This window comes from Aquibacillus saliphilus (genome assembly GCF_020404745.1).
GTDB classification, from domain to species: Bacteria; Bacillota; Bacilli; order Bacillales; family Amphibacillaceae; genus Aquibacillus; species Aquibacillus saliphilus.
The window spans coordinates 41,627-62,224 of record NZ_JAIZAP010000017.1; the positions used below are offsets into that span (position 1 = coordinate 41,627).

20 protein-coding genes are annotated in these 20,598 nt (G+C 34.5%); 8 read left to right on the forward strand and 12 right to left on the reverse strand.

Annotated features, from left to right (window positions below):
• Positions 1-71 precede the first annotated feature (71 nt).
• Positions 72-611 (forward strand): CotY/CotZ family spore coat protein, encoded by a 540-nt coding sequence (locus LD272_RS16035; protein ID WP_226037635.1) that lies wholly within the window; start codon positions 72-74, stop codon positions 609-611.
• 177 nt (positions 612-788) lie between these two features.
• Positions 789-1,226 (forward strand): GNAT family N-acetyltransferase, encoded by a 438-nt coding sequence (locus LD272_RS16040; RefSeq protein WP_226037636.1) that lies wholly within the window; start codon positions 789-791, stop codon positions 1,224-1,226.
• A gap of 197 nt (positions 1,227-1,423) precedes the next feature.
• On the opposite strand, the gene fabI is transcribed toward LD272_RS16040, so the two are convergent.
• From fabI to mgtE, 3 genes are all read right to left on the reverse strand, one after another.
• A complete protein-coding gene (gene fabI / locus LD272_RS16045; protein ID WP_226037637.1) occupies positions 1,424-2,203 on the reverse strand; it encodes an enoyl-ACP reductase FabI in 780 nt (259 codons plus the stop codon).
• A 118-nt stretch (positions 2,204-2,321) separates the two neighbouring features.
• Positions 2,322-4,172, reverse strand: a complete 1,851-nt coding sequence (locus LD272_RS16050; RefSeq protein ID WP_226037638.1) for a monovalent cation:proton antiporter family protein — start codon at positions 4,170-4,172, stop codon at positions 2,322-2,324.
• Positions 4,173-4,185: 13 nt separating this feature from the next.
• Positions 4,186-5,553, reverse strand: a complete 1,368-nt coding sequence (gene mgtE, locus LD272_RS16055) for a magnesium transporter (protein ID WP_226037639.1) — start codon at positions 5,551-5,553, stop codon at positions 4,186-4,188.
• Between the two features lie 387 nt (positions 5,554-5,940).
• Here mgtE and LD272_RS16060 point away from each other — a divergent pair, with 387 nt between their 5' ends.
• Together LD272_RS16060 and prpE are read left to right on the forward strand one after the other, a co-directional pair.
• Positions 5,941-7,113 carry an FtsW/RodA/SpoVE family cell cycle protein gene (locus LD272_RS16060; protein ID WP_226037640.1) on the forward strand — a complete coding sequence of 391 codons (1,173 nt, stop codon included), beginning with the start codon at positions 5,941-5,943 and terminating at the stop codon, positions 7,111-7,113.
• A gap of 96 nt (positions 7,114-7,209) precedes the next feature.
• Positions 7,210-7,950 (forward strand): bis(5'-nucleosyl)-tetraphosphatase PrpE, encoded by a 741-nt coding sequence (gene prpE / locus LD272_RS16065; RefSeq protein ID WP_226037641.1) that lies wholly within the window; start codon positions 7,210-7,212, stop codon positions 7,948-7,950.
• Positions 7,951-8,045: 95 nt separating this feature from the next.
• Here the strand turns inward: prpE and LD272_RS16070 are convergent, their stop codons facing one another.
• Genes LD272_RS16070 through yjbM form a run of 3 tightly spaced genes read right to left on the reverse strand, consistent with a single transcriptional unit; the run spans position 8,046 to position 10,407 of the window.
• Positions 8,046-8,921 (reverse strand): RluA family pseudouridine synthase, encoded by an 876-nt coding sequence (locus tag LD272_RS16070; protein ID WP_439647406.1) that lies wholly within the window; start codon positions 8,919-8,921, stop codon positions 8,046-8,048.
• Positions 8,922-8,969: 48 nt separating this feature from the next.
• Positions 8,970-9,773: an NAD kinase gene (locus tag LD272_RS16075; protein WP_226037642.1), complete on the reverse strand. Its 804-nt coding sequence runs from the start codon at positions 9,771-9,773 to the stop codon at positions 8,970-8,972.
• Positions 9,774-9,786: 13 nt separating this feature from the next.
• A complete protein-coding gene (yjbM, locus tag LD272_RS16080; protein ID WP_226037643.1) occupies positions 9,787-10,407 on the reverse strand; it encodes a GTP diphosphokinase in 621 nt (206 codons plus the stop codon).
• 246 nt (positions 10,408-10,653) lie between these two features.
• Here yjbM and LD272_RS16085 point away from each other — a divergent pair, with 246 nt between their 5' ends.
• The 4 genes from LD272_RS16085 to LD272_RS21785 all read left to right on the forward strand — a co-directional run bounded on the left by LD272_RS16085 (position 10,654) and on the right by LD272_RS21785 (position 13,221).
• Positions 10,654-11,223 carry a CYTH domain-containing protein gene (locus LD272_RS16085; protein ID WP_226037644.1) on the forward strand — a complete coding sequence of 190 codons (570 nt, stop codon included), beginning with the start codon at positions 10,654-10,656 and terminating at the stop codon, positions 11,221-11,223.
• 180 nt (positions 11,224-11,403) lie between these two features.
• Complete coding sequence (locus LD272_RS16090; protein ID WP_226037645.1) at positions 11,404-11,808, forward strand: globin domain-containing protein; 405 nt, start codon at positions 11,404-11,406, stop codon at positions 11,806-11,808.
• Positions 11,805-12,713, forward strand: coding sequence for a ClpXP adapter SpxH family protein (locus LD272_RS16095; protein WP_369413996.1), 909 nt, complete (start codon positions 11,805-11,807; stop codon positions 12,711-12,713). The genes LD272_RS16090 and LD272_RS16095 overlap by 4 nt, the downstream gene beginning before the upstream one ends.
• A gap of 322 nt (positions 12,714-13,035) precedes the next feature.
• A complete protein-coding gene (locus LD272_RS21785) occupies positions 13,036-13,221 on the forward strand; it encodes a hypothetical protein (RefSeq protein WP_500784467.1) in 186 nt (61 codons plus the stop codon).
• Positions 13,222-13,309: 88 nt separating this feature from the next.
• Here the strand turns inward: LD272_RS21785 and pepF are convergent, their stop codons facing one another.
• From pepF to LD272_RS16125, 6 genes are all read right to left on the reverse strand, one after another.
• Complete coding sequence (gene pepF, locus LD272_RS16100) at positions 13,310-15,124, reverse strand: oligoendopeptidase F (protein ID WP_226037646.1); 1,815 nt, start codon at positions 15,122-15,124, stop codon at positions 13,310-13,312.
• A 134-nt stretch (positions 15,125-15,258) separates the two neighbouring features.
• Positions 15,259-16,449 carry a competence protein CoiA gene (locus LD272_RS16105; RefSeq protein WP_226037647.1) on the reverse strand — a complete coding sequence of 397 codons (1,191 nt, stop codon included), beginning with the start codon at positions 16,447-16,449 and terminating at the stop codon, positions 15,259-15,261.
• A 378-nt stretch (positions 16,450-16,827) separates the two neighbouring features.
• On the reverse strand, positions 16,828-17,520 hold the full coding sequence (mecA, locus tag LD272_RS16110; RefSeq protein WP_226037648.1) for an adaptor protein MecA: 693 nt from the start codon (positions 17,518-17,520) through the stop codon (positions 16,828-16,830).
• Positions 17,521-17,862: 342 nt separating this feature from the next.
• Entirely contained in the window at positions 17,863-18,258 is a 396-nt protein-coding gene (gene spxA / locus LD272_RS16115) for a transcriptional regulator SpxA (RefSeq protein WP_153737023.1), read from the reverse strand.
• A 313-nt stretch (positions 18,259-18,571) separates the two neighbouring features.
• A complete protein-coding gene (locus tag LD272_RS16120) occupies positions 18,572-19,165 on the reverse strand; it encodes a GNAT family N-acetyltransferase (RefSeq protein WP_226037649.1) in 594 nt (197 codons plus the stop codon).
• Positions 19,166-19,371: 206 nt separating this feature from the next.
• Positions 19,372-20,589 carry a putative glycoside hydrolase gene (locus LD272_RS16125; protein WP_226037650.1) on the reverse strand — a complete coding sequence of 406 codons (1,218 nt, stop codon included), beginning with the start codon at positions 20,587-20,589 and terminating at the stop codon, positions 19,372-19,374.
• Positions 20,590-20,598: the final 9 nt, after the last annotated feature.

Consider the following 20,598-nt stretch of genomic DNA (forward strand, 5'->3'; position numbering starts at 1 on the left):
ATCGAAAATAGTAAGGTTTCATATATTGTGTATGTACAATCAAATAAAAAAATAAAGGAGTGTACCTGTTAATGGGGAAGAATAGACATGATGACGTTCTAGGCGTTGATGACGATATTTTTGATTCAGGGAACTGTGTGTGTGATGTTGTCCGCGCTATTGCTGACGCACAAGATGACGTTATAGATCTTACATGTGATGTTAGTTGTGCAAAGTCGATTCAAAACTTAGTAGCACCAGTTGCTGCAAATAATTTAGATACAGTCCCATTTATTCTTTATGGTAAAGACTTACAACCATTTAGAGCTTTTGGTGCTGATGTTGAAATGAACGGTGGAGTTCCTGAATTCGACTGTACCGAGAGCTTCATTTTCCGTGTCAAAGAAGTTAGCGATGATGACGATTGCTGTGCAGTATTAGAATTGCTTAGCTTCGACGCTAATCAACCAGACCGACCAGGTAATGTCGACGGGGCTGAAGGCGACGATACACCGTGTGAACAACTAGATGGAGAAGAGGTTAATGATTTAAATCGCACTGGTATTTGTATTACGGTAGACTTGAATTGCTTCTGTGCAATTACTTGCCTACCTGCAGTATCTGTACTTTAATTGTTAATCGATTAAAAGGATGTCCGCTATTTGGGGCATCCTTTTAAAATTAATTTAGATAATAATACACATAATCATATCTTAGTCCTTAGATGCTTAGGAAATTAGTAGATTTTGAAAAATATAATAGAGTCTATCTTAAAGAAAAAACAGTAGATAAAATTTAGGGGGGGTTTTATGATAACAAAGCCTACTGATTATGAAATGACTATCATTTACTCTAAAATTGCGGATTCAGCAAATGAAGGAGCAATGATGCACAATAAAGTAAGTATTGACAAAGCTTATCAAATCATTCTACCAATATTAAACAATGGCGGCTATTACCTTGTCTATCGTAATCCTGATGGAAAACTTGCTGGTTGGATTTTAATTGGGGTGGATTTCGATCTATTGACAGAACAACCACACGGATTTATATACGAGCTCTATGTATTACCTGAATACAGAAAAAGGGGGATTTCAAAATTTTTATTGAATTATAGTATTCAACTGTTTAAACAACAAGGCTACCAGGAAGTTCGATTAAATGTTTTTGCCAATAACTTCGCTGAGAACATCTACAAAAGTCTTGGTTTCAATTATTTACAATCTATTATGAGTTTACAGACATGAATTTAAGAATGATCATTACAAGAACAAAAGCGCAGGGCGCCTTCGAAATAAGAAAAGCACTTATTTCCGGTTAGGCGCTGGAGCTGGACACGGCCTAACATTGTCAAAAAAACATCCTAACGAAAGCAATTTTATAATTTACTAAGCAAATAGTAAATAAGGTGTACAAGAATGAAATTCCTGTACACCTTCATTGTTTAAGACAAGCCTAAAATGTTATATCCAGAATCAACGTGAATAATCTCTCCTGTTACACCACGAGATAAATCACTTAATAAATAATAAGCAGTATCCCCGACTTCTTCTTGTGTAACGGTGCGACGAAGTGGAGCTTTTTCCTCAATTTGCTTAAGGACTGAACTAAAATCTCCAATTCCTTTTGCAGAGAGTGTACGAATTGGCCCTGCAGAAATAGCATTCACCCTGATTGCATGTTTACCTAAATCATTTGCTAAGTATTTCATGCTAGCATCAAGACTCGCTTTGGCAACACCCATAACATTGTAATTCTGAACGACACGCTCACCACCCAAATACGTCATGGTGACAATTCCACCGCCTTCGGACATTAACGGCTTTGCCGCTTTAGCTACTGATACAAGGGAATAAGCACTAATATTATGTGCTAATAAAAAGCCGTCACGACTCGTATCAAGGAATTCACCATTTAGATCTTCTTTATTAGCAAATGCAATACAATGAGCAAGACCATGAATTGTTCCCACATCTTGCTTCATTTGATCGAATGAAGCTTGGACTGCATCATCATCAGTTACATCACATTCATAAAACAATGCATCTTGTCCTTCTAAGGAATCGACTAATTCCTTTACCGGCTTCTCGAAACGTTCACTTGCATAAGTGAAGATAAGTCTGGCACCAGCTTCGTGTAAGGAACGAGCAATTCCCCATGCAATACTGCGTTTATTCGCAACACCCATAATCACGTATGTACGACCTTCTAATGAAAAATTCATTTATTTATCCTCCTGTTTTATATCCTGTTATTAGTACCTGATACTATTTTATCTGAAAAACACAATAAACTCAATCATTAGACAATAATAATCCTGCCTATTTAGGCAGGATTATTATTTAACTATATTCTAAAATCAATTGCAGTTCATCCACATATTCATTTGAACCAGTTACGATTAAACGATCTCCTAGTTTTAATTCCGTATCACCATGAGGGACAATTGAATCCTTCCCTCTAAAAATTCGGACCATAATAACGTCACCTGTGAACGGAAATTCTCTTATCAGTGTTCCGTTATAACTAGTGTTATTCATATTAATTTCATAGAGTGCCGTTTCTTGGTTTGTTAAGATATCAACGACACTTGGCGCTTCAATTAAAGCTTTTAACAATGTCTTGGTTGACAGTATAACTGAGAATACCTCTATTTCTTTCGCTTTTAATTCTCGATCAATTCGCGGTGACTCGATTCGAGCAATAACACGTTCAACGCCTATTTGCTTTGCATAAGTTGCTATTTCTGAATTCTGAGCCTCATCACCAGTAGATACTACAAGTAAATCAACATCGAAAACGCCGATTTCTTCCATCTTTTCTAAATTGTAATTATCTAACTGAGTGATATCAAAAACAGATCTAGTTATCTTCTCATCAATTTTATCCAATTTCGTGTGATAAAGGTGTGATTCAAAGGATGATGAGTCGAGTTCACGGACTACTGGTAATGTCGCCTGGTTTGACCCTACAAAAGAAACAATTTGTTTATGATCCTCTTCTTCTTGGTTAACGTACAGTTTTTTAAAGAACGGTGGAGTTATTAAACAAGTTAGTACCGCGACTAAAATTAGTGCACTTTCCATCTGACTATCGATAACACCAATTCGTTCCCCAATTGTAGCAGCTGCAATTACAAGAGAAAGTGTAGATGTCAGTATCATTCCTGAAGCTATCACTGTTTTCCAATCGTACCATTTTTTTAGTATAACAACTGGAACTAGCTTAGAAACAAGTAGTGCAATTAATAGCAAGGGAATTAGTGCTAATACTGTTGGATCACCAAACAGCGACCAAATGTCTATTTCCACTCCAACCATCACGAAGAAAATTGGGATTAGAAATCCATAACCAAAACTATCCATTTTTTGTACTAGTTCCTGGTTTGGTGAAAGTAACGATACTAGCGCCCCTGCTAGAAACGCACCAAGAATATTTTCTGCTCCTACAGTTTCTGATAAAGCAACCAAGAAAATGATTAACGTAAATACTGCCCGTGTCCCAATTTGTATCGTTCCTCTGGACATCGTTTCAATAAATGTTTGATTTCTGTAATACTTTCCAATGAAATAGATTAGTATCCCTGCACCAAACAATATAAGCAGAAGCCACATATTTCCTGATCCATCCCCATAGAAAGAAACAAATACAGCTAATAAAATCATCGTTGCAAGGTCAGCTATAACAGCTATTAACAAAATTGTTTGACCTACAGCTGTTTTCATTGCATGCGCTTCTTTTAAGGTTGGTACAACCACTCCAAGTGAGATGGTTGAAATAATTAGTGTCATTAAAAATACATTGTCGATAAATCCAGCGAAAACAAATAAAAATGATAAAGCTAGCGACAGTATAAATATCCCAATGAACACCATCGACGCAATTACAACCGGATTAGGCATTCCATTGTTAGTCTTCTTTTTCCTGTTTTTCTTTTTGTTAGCAAATATCGAAAAATCTATTTCTAGACCGCTTAAAAACATTAAAAATATAAAACCTAACGTTGATAAAGTTTCTAACCAGTTACTGTCATCAACTATGTTAAAACCACTATGACCTATAACTAGACCTATAATAATTTCAGCCACTACAACTGGGATCATTTTCAGGCGAAAACGATGCATCAAAATGGGTGTAATGAATGCGGCTAAGATTACAATGACTAGTGAACTAACAGATTCTGCATGCTCCATTACTTTTCCTCCTCTAATGGATCAACAAGTTCATAAAAGATGTTGCCATTCCAAAATAAATTAAAATCGAGATAATATCGTTTATTGTTGTAATAAATGGTCCTGAAGCAACTGCAGGATCTATTTTGAGACGGTCCATCAATAAAGGTATCATGGCTCCAGCTATTGTTGCCACAATTAATGTTGCCATAATAGAAATCCCAACTAAAAGTCCCAGGTAAATATCCTCTTTCCAGACATAAACTATGATTGTAATTAATATTCCACATGATACGCCATTAATTAAACCCGTTAAACCCTCGCGTAACAAAATTTTTGATTTACCTTGTTTATCTGACTCTCCTGTAGCAATTCCTCTGACTGCAACTGCTAAAGCTTGAGTCCCTGTATTTCCAGCCATACCGGCAATTAATGGAATGAAAATAGCAAGGATCGGTACTATGTCCAATGTTTCTTCAAATCTTCCAATAATATTTGCTGTAAACAAACCTAAAATTAATAAGACGATTAACCATGGTAATCTTTTCTTAGCAGAAGTAAAAGCATTATCATCTGGCTTCTCAACATCTGAAATACCAGCTAGTTTAGAGTAATCATCACTTGCCTCTTCTTCCATTACATCCATAATATCATCGACAGTTATAATCCCTAATAAATAATTTTGAAACCCTACTACTGGCAACGCAAGAAAGTCATAGTCACGCATCATCTGCGCTATTTCCTCCTGGTCATCAGCTACGCCTACAGAAACAACTCGGTCACTCATCACATCTGAGATTAACCAATCACCCTCGGCAATAATTAAATCTCTAAGTGATAAAACACCAACAAGACGCTTTTGATCATCTACCACAAAAAGGTAATAAATGGTCTCAGCATCTGGAGCTTCTTTTCGTAAATGTCTCATTGCTTCTTTTACCGTTTGGTTTATATGAACAGATACAAACTCGGTAGTCATAATACTACCAGCAGTCTTCTCTTCGTAATGAAGTAGTTCCTTTATTTCACTTGCAGCTTTTTCGTCCATAATAGTAAGAAAACTTGCAACCTTGTTTTTGTCAAACTCATTCAAAATATCAACAGCATCATCTGTAGACATCTCTGCTAGTACATCTGCTGCATAGCGAGGATTCATTTCATTAAAAAAAGGCTCAACATCTTCACTATCGATATTTTCCATGACATCCGCTATTTCCTCAGGTGACAGGTAGGTATAAATAAGAGAGCGTATGTCATCTGATTGCTCCTCAAATATTTTTGCTTGATCATATGGGTGTATCTCTAAAAACTCTGCGCGGAATTGATCGATCTGCTCGTTCATTAATGCTGCATGTATCTTTTCCCAGTGTTTTTCTCGTTGAGACTCATTTAAATATTCCACCTGTAGTACCTCCTATCAACATGACCGTACAATAGTAAAGGGCATGATAATTTTTGTCAATATAAAAAGTCAATAAATGGTGCTCCAAATTTCGCACCTTTTTCTTAATCTACCTAACGAAATTTAACACTGAAAGAAATCAATACTTAAAAAAAGTATATTTTTGATGTAAACTTAAACTTATGCATAGCTTGTTACAGATTACTGCGTTACACTCATATAGTTGTGTTATTAATTTTCTTCATTAAGGAAAAGCCAAGTTCATGATTAGTTATTATATTATATCAAAAAATAAACGACAAATAGTTATTTAATCTTACAATAAATTATTATTTCAAGTTTAAAGAGTTGTTTTTCAGATAATAAACAGAAAGAAAGGTAAAACATATGAGTTCAAAAAATACAAATCCAAACATAGATTATTCCTTACTATTTATTGTTTTCTTACTAGCTATCGTTAGCTGCTTCTCTATTTATTCAGTCGAACCTTATTTACCTTCAGTTTATGATGGTCAAAATTTCGTTTTGAAACAAAGCGTCTGGTACATTGTTGGTTCAATGCTGATCGCCATCATTATGTTTATTGATTATGATCGATTTAGGCAAGTCGTCTGGTTGTTATATGGAATTGGAATAATATCATTACTGATGATTTATCTCAATTTTCCTGCTCCATTTATTCATGAAGCAAACGGAGCACGTAGTTGGTTTATTATTGGTGGTACAACTATACAACCAGCTGAATTTATGAAGATTTTCTTAATTATAGCTCTGTCGCACATCATGGTAAGTCATAATGAAAAATTCAGCAACCGTACAAATAAAAGTGATATCTGGTTACTTTTTAAAATGGCAGTCATTTCATTACCACCAATGGGGTTAATTGCTGTTCAGCCTGACCTTGGCGGGTTATTAGTCTTAACTGCTATTGTAGCTTGTTTGATTTTAATCTCTGGAATCAGGTGGCGAATCCTGTTTTCAATTACTGGTATATTTGGAGTAGTAGTCGGAATCTTTATCGTTTTTTACATGGCAATGCCTGATGCTACAAGGAAATTATTATATGATTTCGGATTTGGCCATGTTGAAAGTCGATTTTATGGTTGGTTGTATCCTGAAGTTTATGGAGATTCTGGATATCAATTGATTCGTGCTATGTTAGCGATTGGCTCTGGTCAATTATCTGGGAAGGGACTTAGAGATCTTGAAGTTTATATTCCCGAGCGTCACACCGACATGATTTTCTCAGCTATTGCAGAGCAATTTGGTTTTATCGGAGCAAGTTTTGTAGTTACATTGTTCTTCTTGTTAATATATCGATTAATTCATATCGGATTACAAAGTAATGATCAATTTGGTAGCTTTCTTGTAACGGGAATGATTGGTATGTTTACCTTTCAAATTTTTCAAAACATCGGTATGTCGATTCAGTTACTTCCAATAACCGGATTACCTCTTCCTTTTATTAGCTATGGTGGAAGTTCAACGTTAACTTATTTAATAGCTATAGGAATTGTTTTAAATATTAATTATCGCACAAAAGAATATATGTTTGATTAGAATTAATAAGGGTGGAAATGCTATTTACTATGCATCCACCTTTATTTTATTATGCAGACTAGGTCTTCGTTAACTTTTATTTAGGAGGGGATATAAATGCAAGTTGATGTTATTGGTGACATACATGGTTGCATAGATGAATTGGAACACTTATTTAACGAACTAGACTATAAGTGGGAAAATAACCTACCAATTCATCCAGATGGTAGACTTCCTATTTTCATTGGTGACTTGACAGACAGGGGACCAAATTCAATAGCTGTCGTTCTGTTAGTTTACAAAATGGTTATCGAAGAGCAGACTGCTCTTTATGTACCTGGAAACCATTGCAATAAATTATATCGTTATTTTTCAGGCAATGATGTGAAAGAAACACATGGATTAGAGACAACAGTAAAAGAATATAAGTCGCTAGATAGCAAGATGCAAAAAAAGGTGCGTCATGCCTTTATGTCGGTATATGAAAATTCCGATTTATATCTTGATTTACCTGAGGTGAATGCAGTTATCGCCCACGCTGGAATCACTGAAGAATTAATAGGTAAAACAAGCAAGAAAGTAAAGACTTTTGTGCTTTATGGAGATATTACTGGTGAGTCTCATGTTGATGGTAGACCGGTTCGAAGAGATTGGGCTCAGTCTTATCAAGGCGATCGCTGGATTGTTTATGGCCATACACCTGTAAGGGAACCAAGAATTGTCAATCGAACGATTAATATCGATACAGGGTGTGTTTTTGGAAATGCATTAACCGCTTTTCGTTTACCAGAAGAACAAACGGTTACCGTTCCCTCGTTACAGCCGCTCGTTGATGACAAATTTAATTCCTTTGATTAAAAGAAAAAGCCTGAATTTCTGATAATATGTTAAATGGCAAGTAAACAGACTGAATGTAAAAATCCTCCCTGACTTAACGAGGAGGGTTTTCTACATTATTTGAGAAGTTCTCTCATGTCTTGAGGCATTTCGCATTTAAAAGATAGACGTTCCTTCGTCATTGGTTGTGTGAATTCTAATGTTTTACAATGAAGTGATTGACGATTAATTTTGTCATTGTTTCCACCATAGAGATCATCCCCAACAAGCGGATAGCCTAAATTAGAAAAGTGGACACGAATTTGATGAGTACGTCCAGTTTCTAACTTGACATCTAGCAAGGAAAACTGACCTGCTTCCATCATCAATTTATAATGAGTAACTGCTCGCTGTCCATCATCTCTTACCATTCTCTCAATAATCGAATTCTCTCTCCTACCAATCGGTGCATCAATCGTACCCTGTGTACCAGTAAAATATCCTTCTATTATTGCGTAATAACTACGATTTACCTTCCCTTGTTTCTGATCTTTTGAAAGAAGCGAATGACTAAACCGGTGTTTAGCAACTAACAATAGTCCAGATGTATCCCTATCTAATCTCGTTACAATATGTACAGTATAAGTTAAATTATGAGCTCGATAATACCCAAGAATCCCATTGGCGATCGTTCCAGAGCTGTGATGAAGTGAGGGAATCGATGCAATCTTAGCAGGCTTATTGATTACTAATACGTCATTGTCCTCATATACTATTTCTAAAGGAAGATTCTCTGCTTCCATAAATGTTCCTTTTGTTTCTTCCGGAAGTACAATAGCTATTTCATCACCTACCATTAACACTCTACGTACAGTGGCATTCTCTCCGTTGACTAGAATACTACCTCCTTGAAATTTGACTGCTTTCAAGAGTCGACGTGAAAATCCTTGAACTGACATCAAATAATCTTTCACTAACATACCGTTATGTTCCATACTTATCGCCCAAATCACATTTTCTGACACCTTTCTAGCTGTTTAGTTTTTTTCTTTTTGGTGTTATTAACGTTTGTCAGAAACAAACGAATCATGCACTCGTTTCCAGAACGGGAAGGAACGAAACCTTGCAAAACGAATCTTTTCTTCAGCAACTCGACATTCAATTGCCTTGACATTTGTATAATTTTTAGTTATATGATCAATCGTTAGTAAGAAACTGCGATCATCATAGATTGGCTTCAATTCACATACATGATGCTTTGGTAAAATTAATGGTGAACCAATCGTACGGAACACTCGATTGTTTATTGATGCCATCTCAGTAATTTGGATGGATTCTAGTGATGGATGGATAATCCCTCCACCTAAAGCTTTATTATAGGCTGTACTCCCTGATGGTGTCGAGATGCAAAGACCATCACCTCGAAAGCGTTCAAAGTGCTCTCCCTTTATATTCAAATCCAATACTACCGATCCTTCTGGTGTTTTGACAGAGCACTCATTCAAAGCTAAAAACCGTTCAATTTCTGGTCCGTTTTTTGGATATATTTTTATATCAAGTAAGGGATATTCTACGACTCTAAAAGTATTCTTGGTAATTTCAGCAATAAGATTTTCTACTTCTTCTGGGACCCAATCTGCATAAAATCCTAAATGGCCAGTATGGACTCCGATGAAAGCAGTTTCTTCTAATCGATGATTATATGTATGGAAGGCTTCGAGAAAAGTGCCATCACCACCAACTGAAATAACTAAGTCAGGTTCTGCTTCATTGTGTATCATTTTCAAATTAGTTAAAGAATCTATAATAAATTCTTTTAATTGGTTTGATTTAGTATCTCCTTTTGAAGTTACCGCAAATTTCATGTCTAGATGCCCCCTAGTGTTTGTTTTTATTTTTATAAAAGAGACGCTGCGCCTCTTGTACCTCATCTTTTATTTTAGACATTTCCTCATCTAATTTAAAGGCTGCTTCTGCTGCTCTTTTTAATCTAGATTTTACTTTTGTTGGAATTTGCCCTTCATATTTATAGTTTAAAGAATGCTCATTTGTAGCCCAAAAGTTCATCGCCATAGTTCTGATCTGAATTTCTGCGGTTACTTGTTTTTCACCGTGAATTGTCTCTACTGGGTATTTGATAATAATATGATAAGAACGATAACCACTATCCTTTTTTTCAGATATATAATCCTTTTCTTCTACGATGAAAAAGTCATTTCTATTATGAAGCATTTCTATAATTGAATGTATATCATCAACAAACTGACAAACAACACGAACCCCAGCAATATCCTGTACCTCTTCTTCTAGACTATCCATTGGAATCTCTTTGCGGTGTGCTTTTTCTAAAATACTCGGCACCGGTTTTACCCGGCCTGTTACTAATTCAATTGGAGAATGCCTTGACTCATACTCAAATTGAGCTCTCATTCCTTTTAGTTTAACTTTTAATTCCTCAACTACCTGAACATAAGGTGCAAGGAAAGCTTCCCAATTCACAAAGAACACCACCTATAAAATCCTTCTACTATGAGTATAATACAATACTAATTGTATCATAAAGTGAAACTTGCACCAGTAGAACACCTTTTTTCAATGGTGCTTCATTCGACAAAAAAGTTTTCTTGTCTTTTTGTCAGTAAAACCTACACAACAGGTGCGCTTTTTAAAAATATAGTAGCTAACTTTTGCATTTTCATTGAAAATTTTACACAATGATAGAAAGACAACGCTGGAGGTAATATTATGTCACAAGAAATTGAAATAGAGTTTAAAAATCTGCTAACAAAAGATGAATATGATAAATTGCGACTTTTTTTCGAATTAGAAAATGTAGAACCGGTTATTCAAACAAACCACTATTTTGAAACTAGCGACTTTAGACTAAAAGATAAAGGTGCAGCACTTCGAATTAGAGAAAAAAATAATTTATGGCAGCTCACCTTGAAGGAACCACATCCAGAAGGCTTATTAGAAACACATGATACATTAACAACTACGGAAGCAACTTCATGGATCAACGGTGTTATCATTCCAAAACCAACTGTTGCTAAACAGCTAAATCAACTAGGAATTGACTTCGCTGGGTTGAACTATGGTGGAACACTTAAAACGTATCGCTTAGAAACGCTTTATAAACAAACAACGATTGTATTAGATTATAGTACCTACAATAATCAATCTGATTATGAATTAGAAATTGAGGCAACCGAGAAGGCCATTGGAGAAAGAGTGTTCCATGAACTATTAGAGAATCATGATATTCCTAAAAAAGAGACTCCTAACAAAATCAAACGTTTCTACTCGTCATTGTAATCATATAAGTTGCCCAACCTTATTTGCCACTGTTACAATAAATTACAAATAAATAACTGTGAGACGAGATTTAATTAATAGATGGCTTTGTCATTATTTAGTTACAGTATTCTTCCAAAGGATATTAATTAGTACACAGCTAAAGCATAGCTCATAAAGATATGAAAGGTTTTGGTATTCATGTCAAAGCTTCCAGGAACCATATACGAAGCAATTGGTGGACAGAATAAAATTGAAGAATTAGTAAATGCGTTTTATAGAAGAGTTGCTGTTCATCCAGAATTAGTTCCTATTTTTCCTAACGATTTAACCGAAACCGCTAGAAAACAAACACAATTTCTAACACAATTCTTTGGTGGACCTCCTCTTTATTTAGAAGAGCACGGCCATCCAATGTTACGACGAAGACATTTGGAATTCACTATTACTCCAACGAGAAAAGCTGCTTGGCTTGAATGTATGGCAGATGCACTTGAAGAGTCTGATATAGAAGAGCCTTATCGAACAGCTATTTTTGACCGACTAACTTTAACTGCACACCACATGATGAATACAGTTGATGAACAGAAAGGAGAATCGATGTGAGTTGGAATCCATCTGGGCCATCAAACAACCAGAAAACTAATACCAAGGCACAGTATGGCTTTTTTGATTTACTGAAGAAAAAGGTAGAGATCTATGTTTTTATTGATCCGCTATGTCCTGAATGTTGGTCACTAGAACCATACTTAAAAAAGCTGACAATCGAGTATGGAAGATTCTTCACAATTCGTCCTATATTGAGCGGTCAACTTGCAACATTAAATAAAGATAAATTTGATAGACCAAAGCAATTAAAACAAATATGGGAAAAGACTGCCAAGCGAACAGGTATGAGCTGTGACGGAGATTTGTGGATAGAAAACCCGATATCTTCTCCATGGATTGCATCAATTGCCATAAAGGCTGCCGAGCTGCAAGGTAAAAAAGCTGGTAGAAGATTTTTACGAAAATTACAAGAATACCTTTTCTTAAATAAAAAGGATGTTTCACAAGAAAAAGTTTTGATGGAATGTGCGGTGGACGCAAGATTAGACATCGAGGAATTTAAAAATGATCTATATTCAAATTCTGCCAGAAAAGCTTTACAATGTGATTTGAAATTGACAAAAGAAATGGACGTCGAATACATCCCTGCAATGGTGTTTTTTAATGAATCAGAGGAAGAAGAGGGTCTGAAAATATCGGGGCTATATCCATATGATATTTATGTGAAAGTACTAAAACAAATGCTACAAAAAGATCCTTCTCCAGCCAATAAACCACCAATTGAAGATTTCTTATCACACTATGATTTTGTAGGTACAAAGGAAATTTCAGTTGTCTATGAATGGTCTATAGAGAAAACAGAAAAAGAAATGAAAAAATTACGGTTGAAGCAAGTGGTCGAAAAAGTACCTGTTAAGTATGGTTACTTTTGGAGATATATTCAACCAAACAACAGAGAATAACTCTTTTTCATATACCTTAATCCCTTGTGTGTCTAACTTGGGATTTTTTTACTAAAAAAGATATGTCCGTCGACATATCTTTTCTAATCTAGTATATTTTAAAACAAAGGGGATGGGAGAAAGTTTCAGGTCAAACAAAGGGGTTTTGTTTGTTAAACATCTCACAATTAAAATATAACAGTATTAAAATATTCACGCAATAGTTTTGTTCATTATTTCACAAAAATGTCACACTTCTATAAAATGTCGATGAAGCATACATTTAAGTATAAAGTAAGTTATCTTTTTTCCTCTAACCATGGTATATACCTAGAATCTGGAGGTGTTACTTATCCATCGATTTTATCCCTTTTTCTTTCTGCTGTTAACCATTTTGGCATTCTTCTTTAATCTATTTGGACTAATGCAATTAATACCATTAATTATTACCGTTCCCTTGTTCTTTATTTCTATCTATTTGACCATTTTCTCATTTACACACCGTAGAGCTTTTCGAGGGTTCAAATAATTGATGATAGAAATAATGGACCACCTGATAGTATGTTCTTAATAACCAAAAGGACTGCCAATTTCAATGGCAGTCCTTTTTTTATAAACTATATGTTCTCTAATAGCTCTTCCATTTCTATTAATTTTTCTTCAAATACATCTAAAGCAGATAGAATTGGTTCTTTACCAGTCATATCTACACCTGCTTGTTTTAATACTTCGATTGGATAATCACTATTTCCTGCTTTCAGGAAATTCAAATAACGCTCAACAGCAGGTTCTTTTTCTTTTAGAATCTGTGACGCTAGTGCTGTCGCAGCGGCATAGCCAGTCGCATATTGATAAACATAATAGTTGTAATAAAAGTGTGGGATCCGAGCCCATTCAGTTCCAATTTCATCATCAACCGTAATTTCATCACCAAAATACTTTTTATTCAGATCATAATAGAGCTCTGTCAGTTTATCTGCAGTCAATGCTTCACCGTTTTGAGCTTGAATGTGGATATTATGTTCAAACTCAGCAAACATCGTCTGTCTAAAAACAGTACCACGGAATCCTTCTAGGAAATGATTTAATAAGAATAACTTTTCTTTTTTATCTTTTGTATTATTAATCATATATTCATTTAATAACGCTTCATTACAGGTTGATGCGACTTCTGCTACGAAAATGGAGTAATTGCCATAACGAAACGGTTGATTTTTTCTTGTATAATAACTATGAAGCGAGTGACCAAATTCATGTGCTAATGTAAATACATTATTAATATTGTTCTGCCAATTCATCAAAATATATGGATTGGTACCATATGCTCCCGATGAATATGCACCACTTCTCTTACCTTTATTTTCTTCAACATCAACCCAACGGCTATTGAAGCCTTCTTCTAGAATACTGATATATTCGTCTCCCAGAGGCGCTAAACCTTTAACAAGGTAATCTTTCGCATCCTCGTAAGGAACCTTCATTTCAACATCCTTAACAAGCGGTGTATATAAATCATACATGTGAATATCATCAAGCTTTAACACCTTTTTACGTAAAGAAACATAACGCTGCAACAATGGTAATCGTTCATTAACTGCTTCTACCAAATTATCATAGACTTGCTCTGGAATATTATTATTATTTAAAGCAGCTTGACGTGCCGTGTCATATTTTCGTACTTTAGCATAAAAGTTGTTTTTCTTTACTGCGCCTGAAAGGGTTGAAGAGAAAGTATTTTTATACTTGCCAAACGTGCCGTACATAGCTTTAAAAGCATCTTCACGAACTTGGCGATTGTCTGATTCTAGGAAGTTTAAATAGCGCCCATGTGTTAACTCAATCTCTTCTCCACTATCATCCTTAACCTCAGGAAAAGTTAGGTCAGCATTATTCAACATTCCAAACGTCTGAGAAGCATTCTCTGTTACTTCTGATGCCTCAGCTAATAATTCTTCTTCTTTTTTGCTTAGAATATGTGGTCGCTGTCTTGTTATTTCATTTAATGTATGTTCATATCGTTTTAATCCTTGCTTTTCTTTTATAAATGTTTTCAATTTTTCTTCATCTAAAGACAATATCTCAGGTACAATGAAGCTCATCGCACTAGAAACCTGTGTTAATAAGTTCTCAGCTTTTGCATTTAACGTTTGGTAAGCTGAATTAGTTGTGTCTTGGTCATACCTCATATGTGCGTATGTATAAAGCTTACCAATACGTTCGGATACTTCGTCCTGCAAAACTAATAAATCATACAAATTTCGTGCTGATTTTTCTAATTTTCCTTGATAACGTTCAAAAGATGGTATTTGTTGCTTTATCCCTTCAAGCTCTTCTTCCCACTTTTCATCCGTTGTAAAAATATCTTCTAATTTCCATGTTTTTTCCACCGGAATTTCTTTACGCGTTTGTAATTGGTTTGCTGATTTTGTCAAAATAAAATCCTCCTTTTACCTACTAAATAAATACTTCTGTACAAGAACAAATTATTCCTTCATATCACAAAAATAGACACAGACAAATACTCTTACATTCAATGCACCTTTTATTATTATATCGTAATTGCTGGTTAAACATGCATATTAGTGCTTGGTTTGAAACCGTTCAATAAACTATTTATTAGCTGTTCATCTTGTTCTATTGCATATTCAATACTATGATGGCTTTTAGGTTTTTTTATGACATGAAAGGTTGTAGGATTTACTTGCTTTAGATATTGTAGTTTTACTAGAAGGAGTAAGTATTCTTTTATAGGATCATTGAGGCCATTAATAAGTGGATAGAACGATTGGGGCTTTTTATCAGCTTTTAGGAGGCTGTAACATAGATTCGTTGTAAAACTTCGATTGGAATTATTGATTACTTCTATACAAATTTTGCTTTGCCATACCGGTGGCGGGCTAAGCATCATAAATTGACTTGGAACCGGCAAATGAACAACAGACGGAAGTAAGCTGGGATGAATATTCTTTAAATAAAGCCACTCTCTCCATTTCATTTCTAATTTTGTTGGATGAGGAGAAACCCTAGTCCTAAAATTAAACTTTACTAGTTTCCAATCACTAAGTAATTGTTGATTATTTGGATTTTCTCTTTTAAACAATTGATAAAATGTTAAATCATTAAGCTTTTTGAATTTCAAATTCCCGTGTGACCATTTCGTGTCGGTAGTTACAATATGTTGAAAGATAGAGAATTGATTTGCACTCGGACAATAGAAAAATATTGTTGGGGGATAATTATTGTGGAACTGGTGGAGAAATAACAACTCGAAGTTATTTGTTGAAAGACTATTACTTCCTTTTCGAATAAGTCTATTTCCTCCGAGAATCCAAATTGGAGTTATATTAATATTCTTATATCCTGTAGATCTTTTTCTAACATCATTAGCTGAAATCTTAGCACATTGGAACTCGATAGCAATTAACTTATTATTTATCTCTACTAAAATATCAGGTCGTTGTTGTATCTTTCCAATAAAGACTTCCAATTGTGCCGAAATCCCTTGCCTTAGTAACCAGTAGTATAAGTTTAACTTGCCACGTTCATGATACTCACCTTCACCTCCTTTTTTAGCTGGACATTCACTCTTTGGGTGATGTGCAAAATGAGGAGTAACCTTCTCTCCAGCCTTGATTAAAACGTGTTCCTTACAAGTTGGACAAAAAAATTTGGAATGTATCTTATGTTGGATAATTTCACTTGGACTCATGAGTGCCAACAATTGAAGCTTGCCATGTTGATTTAATGCTTGTAGCATTTAAGTAATCACCTCCACTATACTATTTCATCCGATTCCCTAAGAAATCCTCTATTTTTTTATAACTAAATAAATGTTCAGAACAAACGATGGCGACTTTGAAATAAAAAGATTCTTATTCTTTAGAATATTATTCTCATTTGCCTTCCTTAATGCTCACCCTAGGGGCAATAGGACAAGCCTCGGCATAGCGCTTTATGTCCGTAATGAGGGTTATCTTATGACCTCAGTCGGGGCATTCGAAATAAGTAAACCGCTTATTTCCGGGTAGGCGCTGGAGCTGGACTCGGCCCAACCTTATCAAAAAATCTTCCACAAGAAACCAATTTTATATCCTAAGCAACAAAAAAAAGACATCCCATAGTGGAATGTCCGTTTTTATTGGATTGGAAAGTAATCTTTAATTTGTACCAATGCATCATTTTCGAAAATTATTTTACCATATTCTTCTAAGCGAAAAATAGTCATGCTTGCCTCTTGGCCAAACTCCAACAGTTGGCTCAAGGAATTTTCTTGTTGTTCATCTGTTAACTGTTCATCATCAAATTGTATCAATAGTAAATATTGATCTTCAAAGTGATATAAACTATCAGTTAAACCTTCAACCTTAGGAAAGTAGTGGCTGAGTTGAATCACATCTTCAAAATCTGAAAAGCCGACAATAAAGGTTAAGTCCACCTCTTCTTCTTCGTCATTCTCATCTTTTGAATCATTTCTATCATCATTACCGAATTTCTCTTCCAATAATGATTCAATTTTTTCATCTACAGGCATATCAATTGTTTTACCATTCTCAGTTGGTAGCTCTAGATTTTGACCATCTTTAGAAATTTGAGCCTTGGTTACGACAATTTCTAAACCTTTGTCTAGTGCTTGTACTTGGATCCATAGTGGGCCATCTATATTAAAATCATCTTCGTTATAATTAACTTCATCCATTACCTGCCAAAAAAGTTGTTCACTTTTCTCGCGATTGTACCATATTTCTTCACGATCGAAACCACGGTCTTCAATATCTATATAGGAAATATAAAATTTCACTGTATTTTCATTTATTCTCTCTATTTCCATGATAATTCTCTCCCTTCTTAAATAATTTAGGTGGAAGGGATAACTTCACCTAGTTTTATTCATTACTCACACATTACCCTATTACGGTAAAAATCAACCTTCAATTGCGATATTTTTATTTACTTTACTTATAGTTTATGATGAAAAATAGGATAATGAAAAACAAATTAACTATAAATATGCAAAAAAGGCATATGCCATAATTTTATGACTATGATTAAATAAGTTTATTAGATTTACATTTTATCTTATTTTTTGCTATTTGTCACTCGTTTCACACTAATAATTTGTCTAATATGAAGTAAAAACGCAGACCTCATATATAGATCTGCGTTTTTAGTATTAGTTTACCATCCGTTGCGCTTCCCGAAGTTGGAAAGTTCGTACAGTTCTTGGTAAGAAGCGTCTTATTTCATCTTCATTGTAACCTACCTGTAGACGTTTTTCGTCTAAGATTATTGGTCTACGAAGAAGACCTGGGTTTTCTTGGATAAGATTAAACAAATCCTTTAAGGGTAATTGATCAAGGTTCATATCTAGTTTTTGAAAAACCTTAGATCTAGTTGAAATAATCTCATCAGTACCGTCTTCCGTCATTCTCAATATCTCTTTAATCTCATCTAATGAAAGTGAGTCTGAGAAAATATTTCTCTCACGGAATGGTATATCATGTTCCTCTAACCAGGCTTTAGCTTTCCTGCAGGATGTACAACTTGGTGAGGTATAAAGTGTTACCATGAAACTTCACTCCTCAATATGCAAATTATTTATAGTCTCTTCATGACATTGAAGAATATATTAAATTAAAATCATTTTAAATAACTCTTCTATGTACAAGTATACTACATTTGTCAACTTATGGGTAGTGCGTTTAAAACTTTTTTGATTACAAAAACCTTATCTTATAAGATAATTTACCCTGATAATACAAAAGTAAACCTTAATTATCAAATAATTTTTTTAAAGTTAGTTAAATAACTATAGGTAGTAACAATAACCCCGGTGACTATTTTACACAAGATTATTGGGATTATTGTTACCGATTGAGATCTTAGGCATTCTCTTCTTCTTTAAGAGCATCATAAATGTTATCAGACTCTTTTTTATTATCATAAGAAAGCACCTCATCAACTGGTTGATAGGACTTTCCGTATATTTGTTCATCTTTATACGTATGAATGTCCTCATACATTTGTTTCATTTTATTATAAATTGCCTCTTCACCTTCATCTTCTGGTGTCCAATATAAAATTTCCATAGGATTTTCTTTATTTGTAGCTAGTGATCGACGGTTATATCCAATTGATTGTGCATGAAGAAAGCCTTCTCTTTGATAAAAGCGCAGTCTTTTTTCTGAATCTGTTTCTTCGTAATCAACAGGTTCTACTTCTAGTATGATTGGTTTATTTTTCTTTTTTAATTTTTCCATTAATTTGTGTCCTAAACCCTGTCCTCTCGATTGAGCTGATACATAAACATAATCGATAAAAATAAAAGACTTAAACTCGGCATACATTAACACATGGTACGGACCTTCGTCCTTATAATAGACGTCCCCTTTTTCTTTTAACAGCATTTCCATATGTTCTTTAGATTTCATTTCTTCAACCGGAAAATACTTATTAAGCTTTTCATACCAGTTCATAAATCTACTCCTTATTTTCGTCGTTATTCTATTATAACGAAAATCCTTGTAATTGTTAAACTTATTTCACAAAGATTCAGTTTAATATACCCTTATTTTACTAGCTTAATACAAAATTTTATTTATTCTTCTTTTCAATAGATGTTTTCAACTAATTGAAAAGAAGGGGAATAAACCTTCGTCATAAAATTCGAAGGTTTAAACTTTTAGTCTACTGGGGTATAATCAACATTTTCTGTATAGGAATTCCCTGAGTTCCATAATAAAAATTCATTTATTCCATTTTCATTCAGTGCTTTGATCTGTGCTTCCACTTCTGCTTTGCCGTATTGTTTTGTAGCCCCACTATATAACCATGGCGCCTCAAAGTCCTGAAGCCAAGGTCTGGAAGTTGGTTTATTATCCAATTTACCTAATACTTCATTCTCAACCTTGGAATATTCGGTGATTAGTTTATATGGTTCTTTATCTGGCATTTGAATACCAAAATAAGAAGTCCAATGACTCGGATAAATCATTGATGAAATAACATCGACATTATCTGATATCTTAGAGAAATTTTGTCCGATTCCTGGCGTTTCCTCTATCGTTGCAGCATAGCCAAATATATCTACTGAAACATCAACATCATAATAATCAAGTTCTTCACGGGCATACTTAACAAAATCCGTAACAGATGCTACGCGTTTTTTTACGTCATCTAGCTCCGAATCCTTGTAATTTCCTAAGTCATAACTTAATTCTTTATCTCTTTTTTCAAACCCTTCTGGAAATCTCACATAGTCAAATTGGATTTCTTTAAATCCAAGCTCTGCTGCTAATTTAGCAATTCCTAGATTATGTTCCCAAACCTCTTCTTGAAAAGGACTAACAAATGATTCACCTTTATTATTTGACCATACCTTTCCATTTTTAGTAAATGAAAGATCAGGTCGTTTTTTAGCTAAAACAGAGTCTTTAAAAACAACAATTCTTGCGATTGGATAGATTCCTTTTTCTTCTAATACTTCAAGTACTTTACGAGGATCCTTTATATAATTTTGATCCATATCCTCATATGGTGAGCCCTCTTCTACTTTGTAAGTTAAATATCCGTCGTCGTCTTTTATGTCGATAACCATTGCATTAAGCTCTGTTGAATCAACAAAATCGACTAATTTTTCAAAACGACTTCCTCCTGCTGAATGTCCAGTCAAATAAATACCTCTAACAGCTTCGGGATATTCAAAGCTTAACCCTGAATCATATGAAAATCTTTTTAATGATTTAGGTAGTTCAAATTTTGATAGCTCTGTTACATGTTTCTGATGCATTTTAGATGTCATTGCTTCAGTTTCTGCTGCTTCATATGTAGTAGCCGGAAAGACTATACTTAGAAGGAGAATCGTAATGAAGATGACGATGCTTAGTTGTTTTTTCTCCATTAATTATCA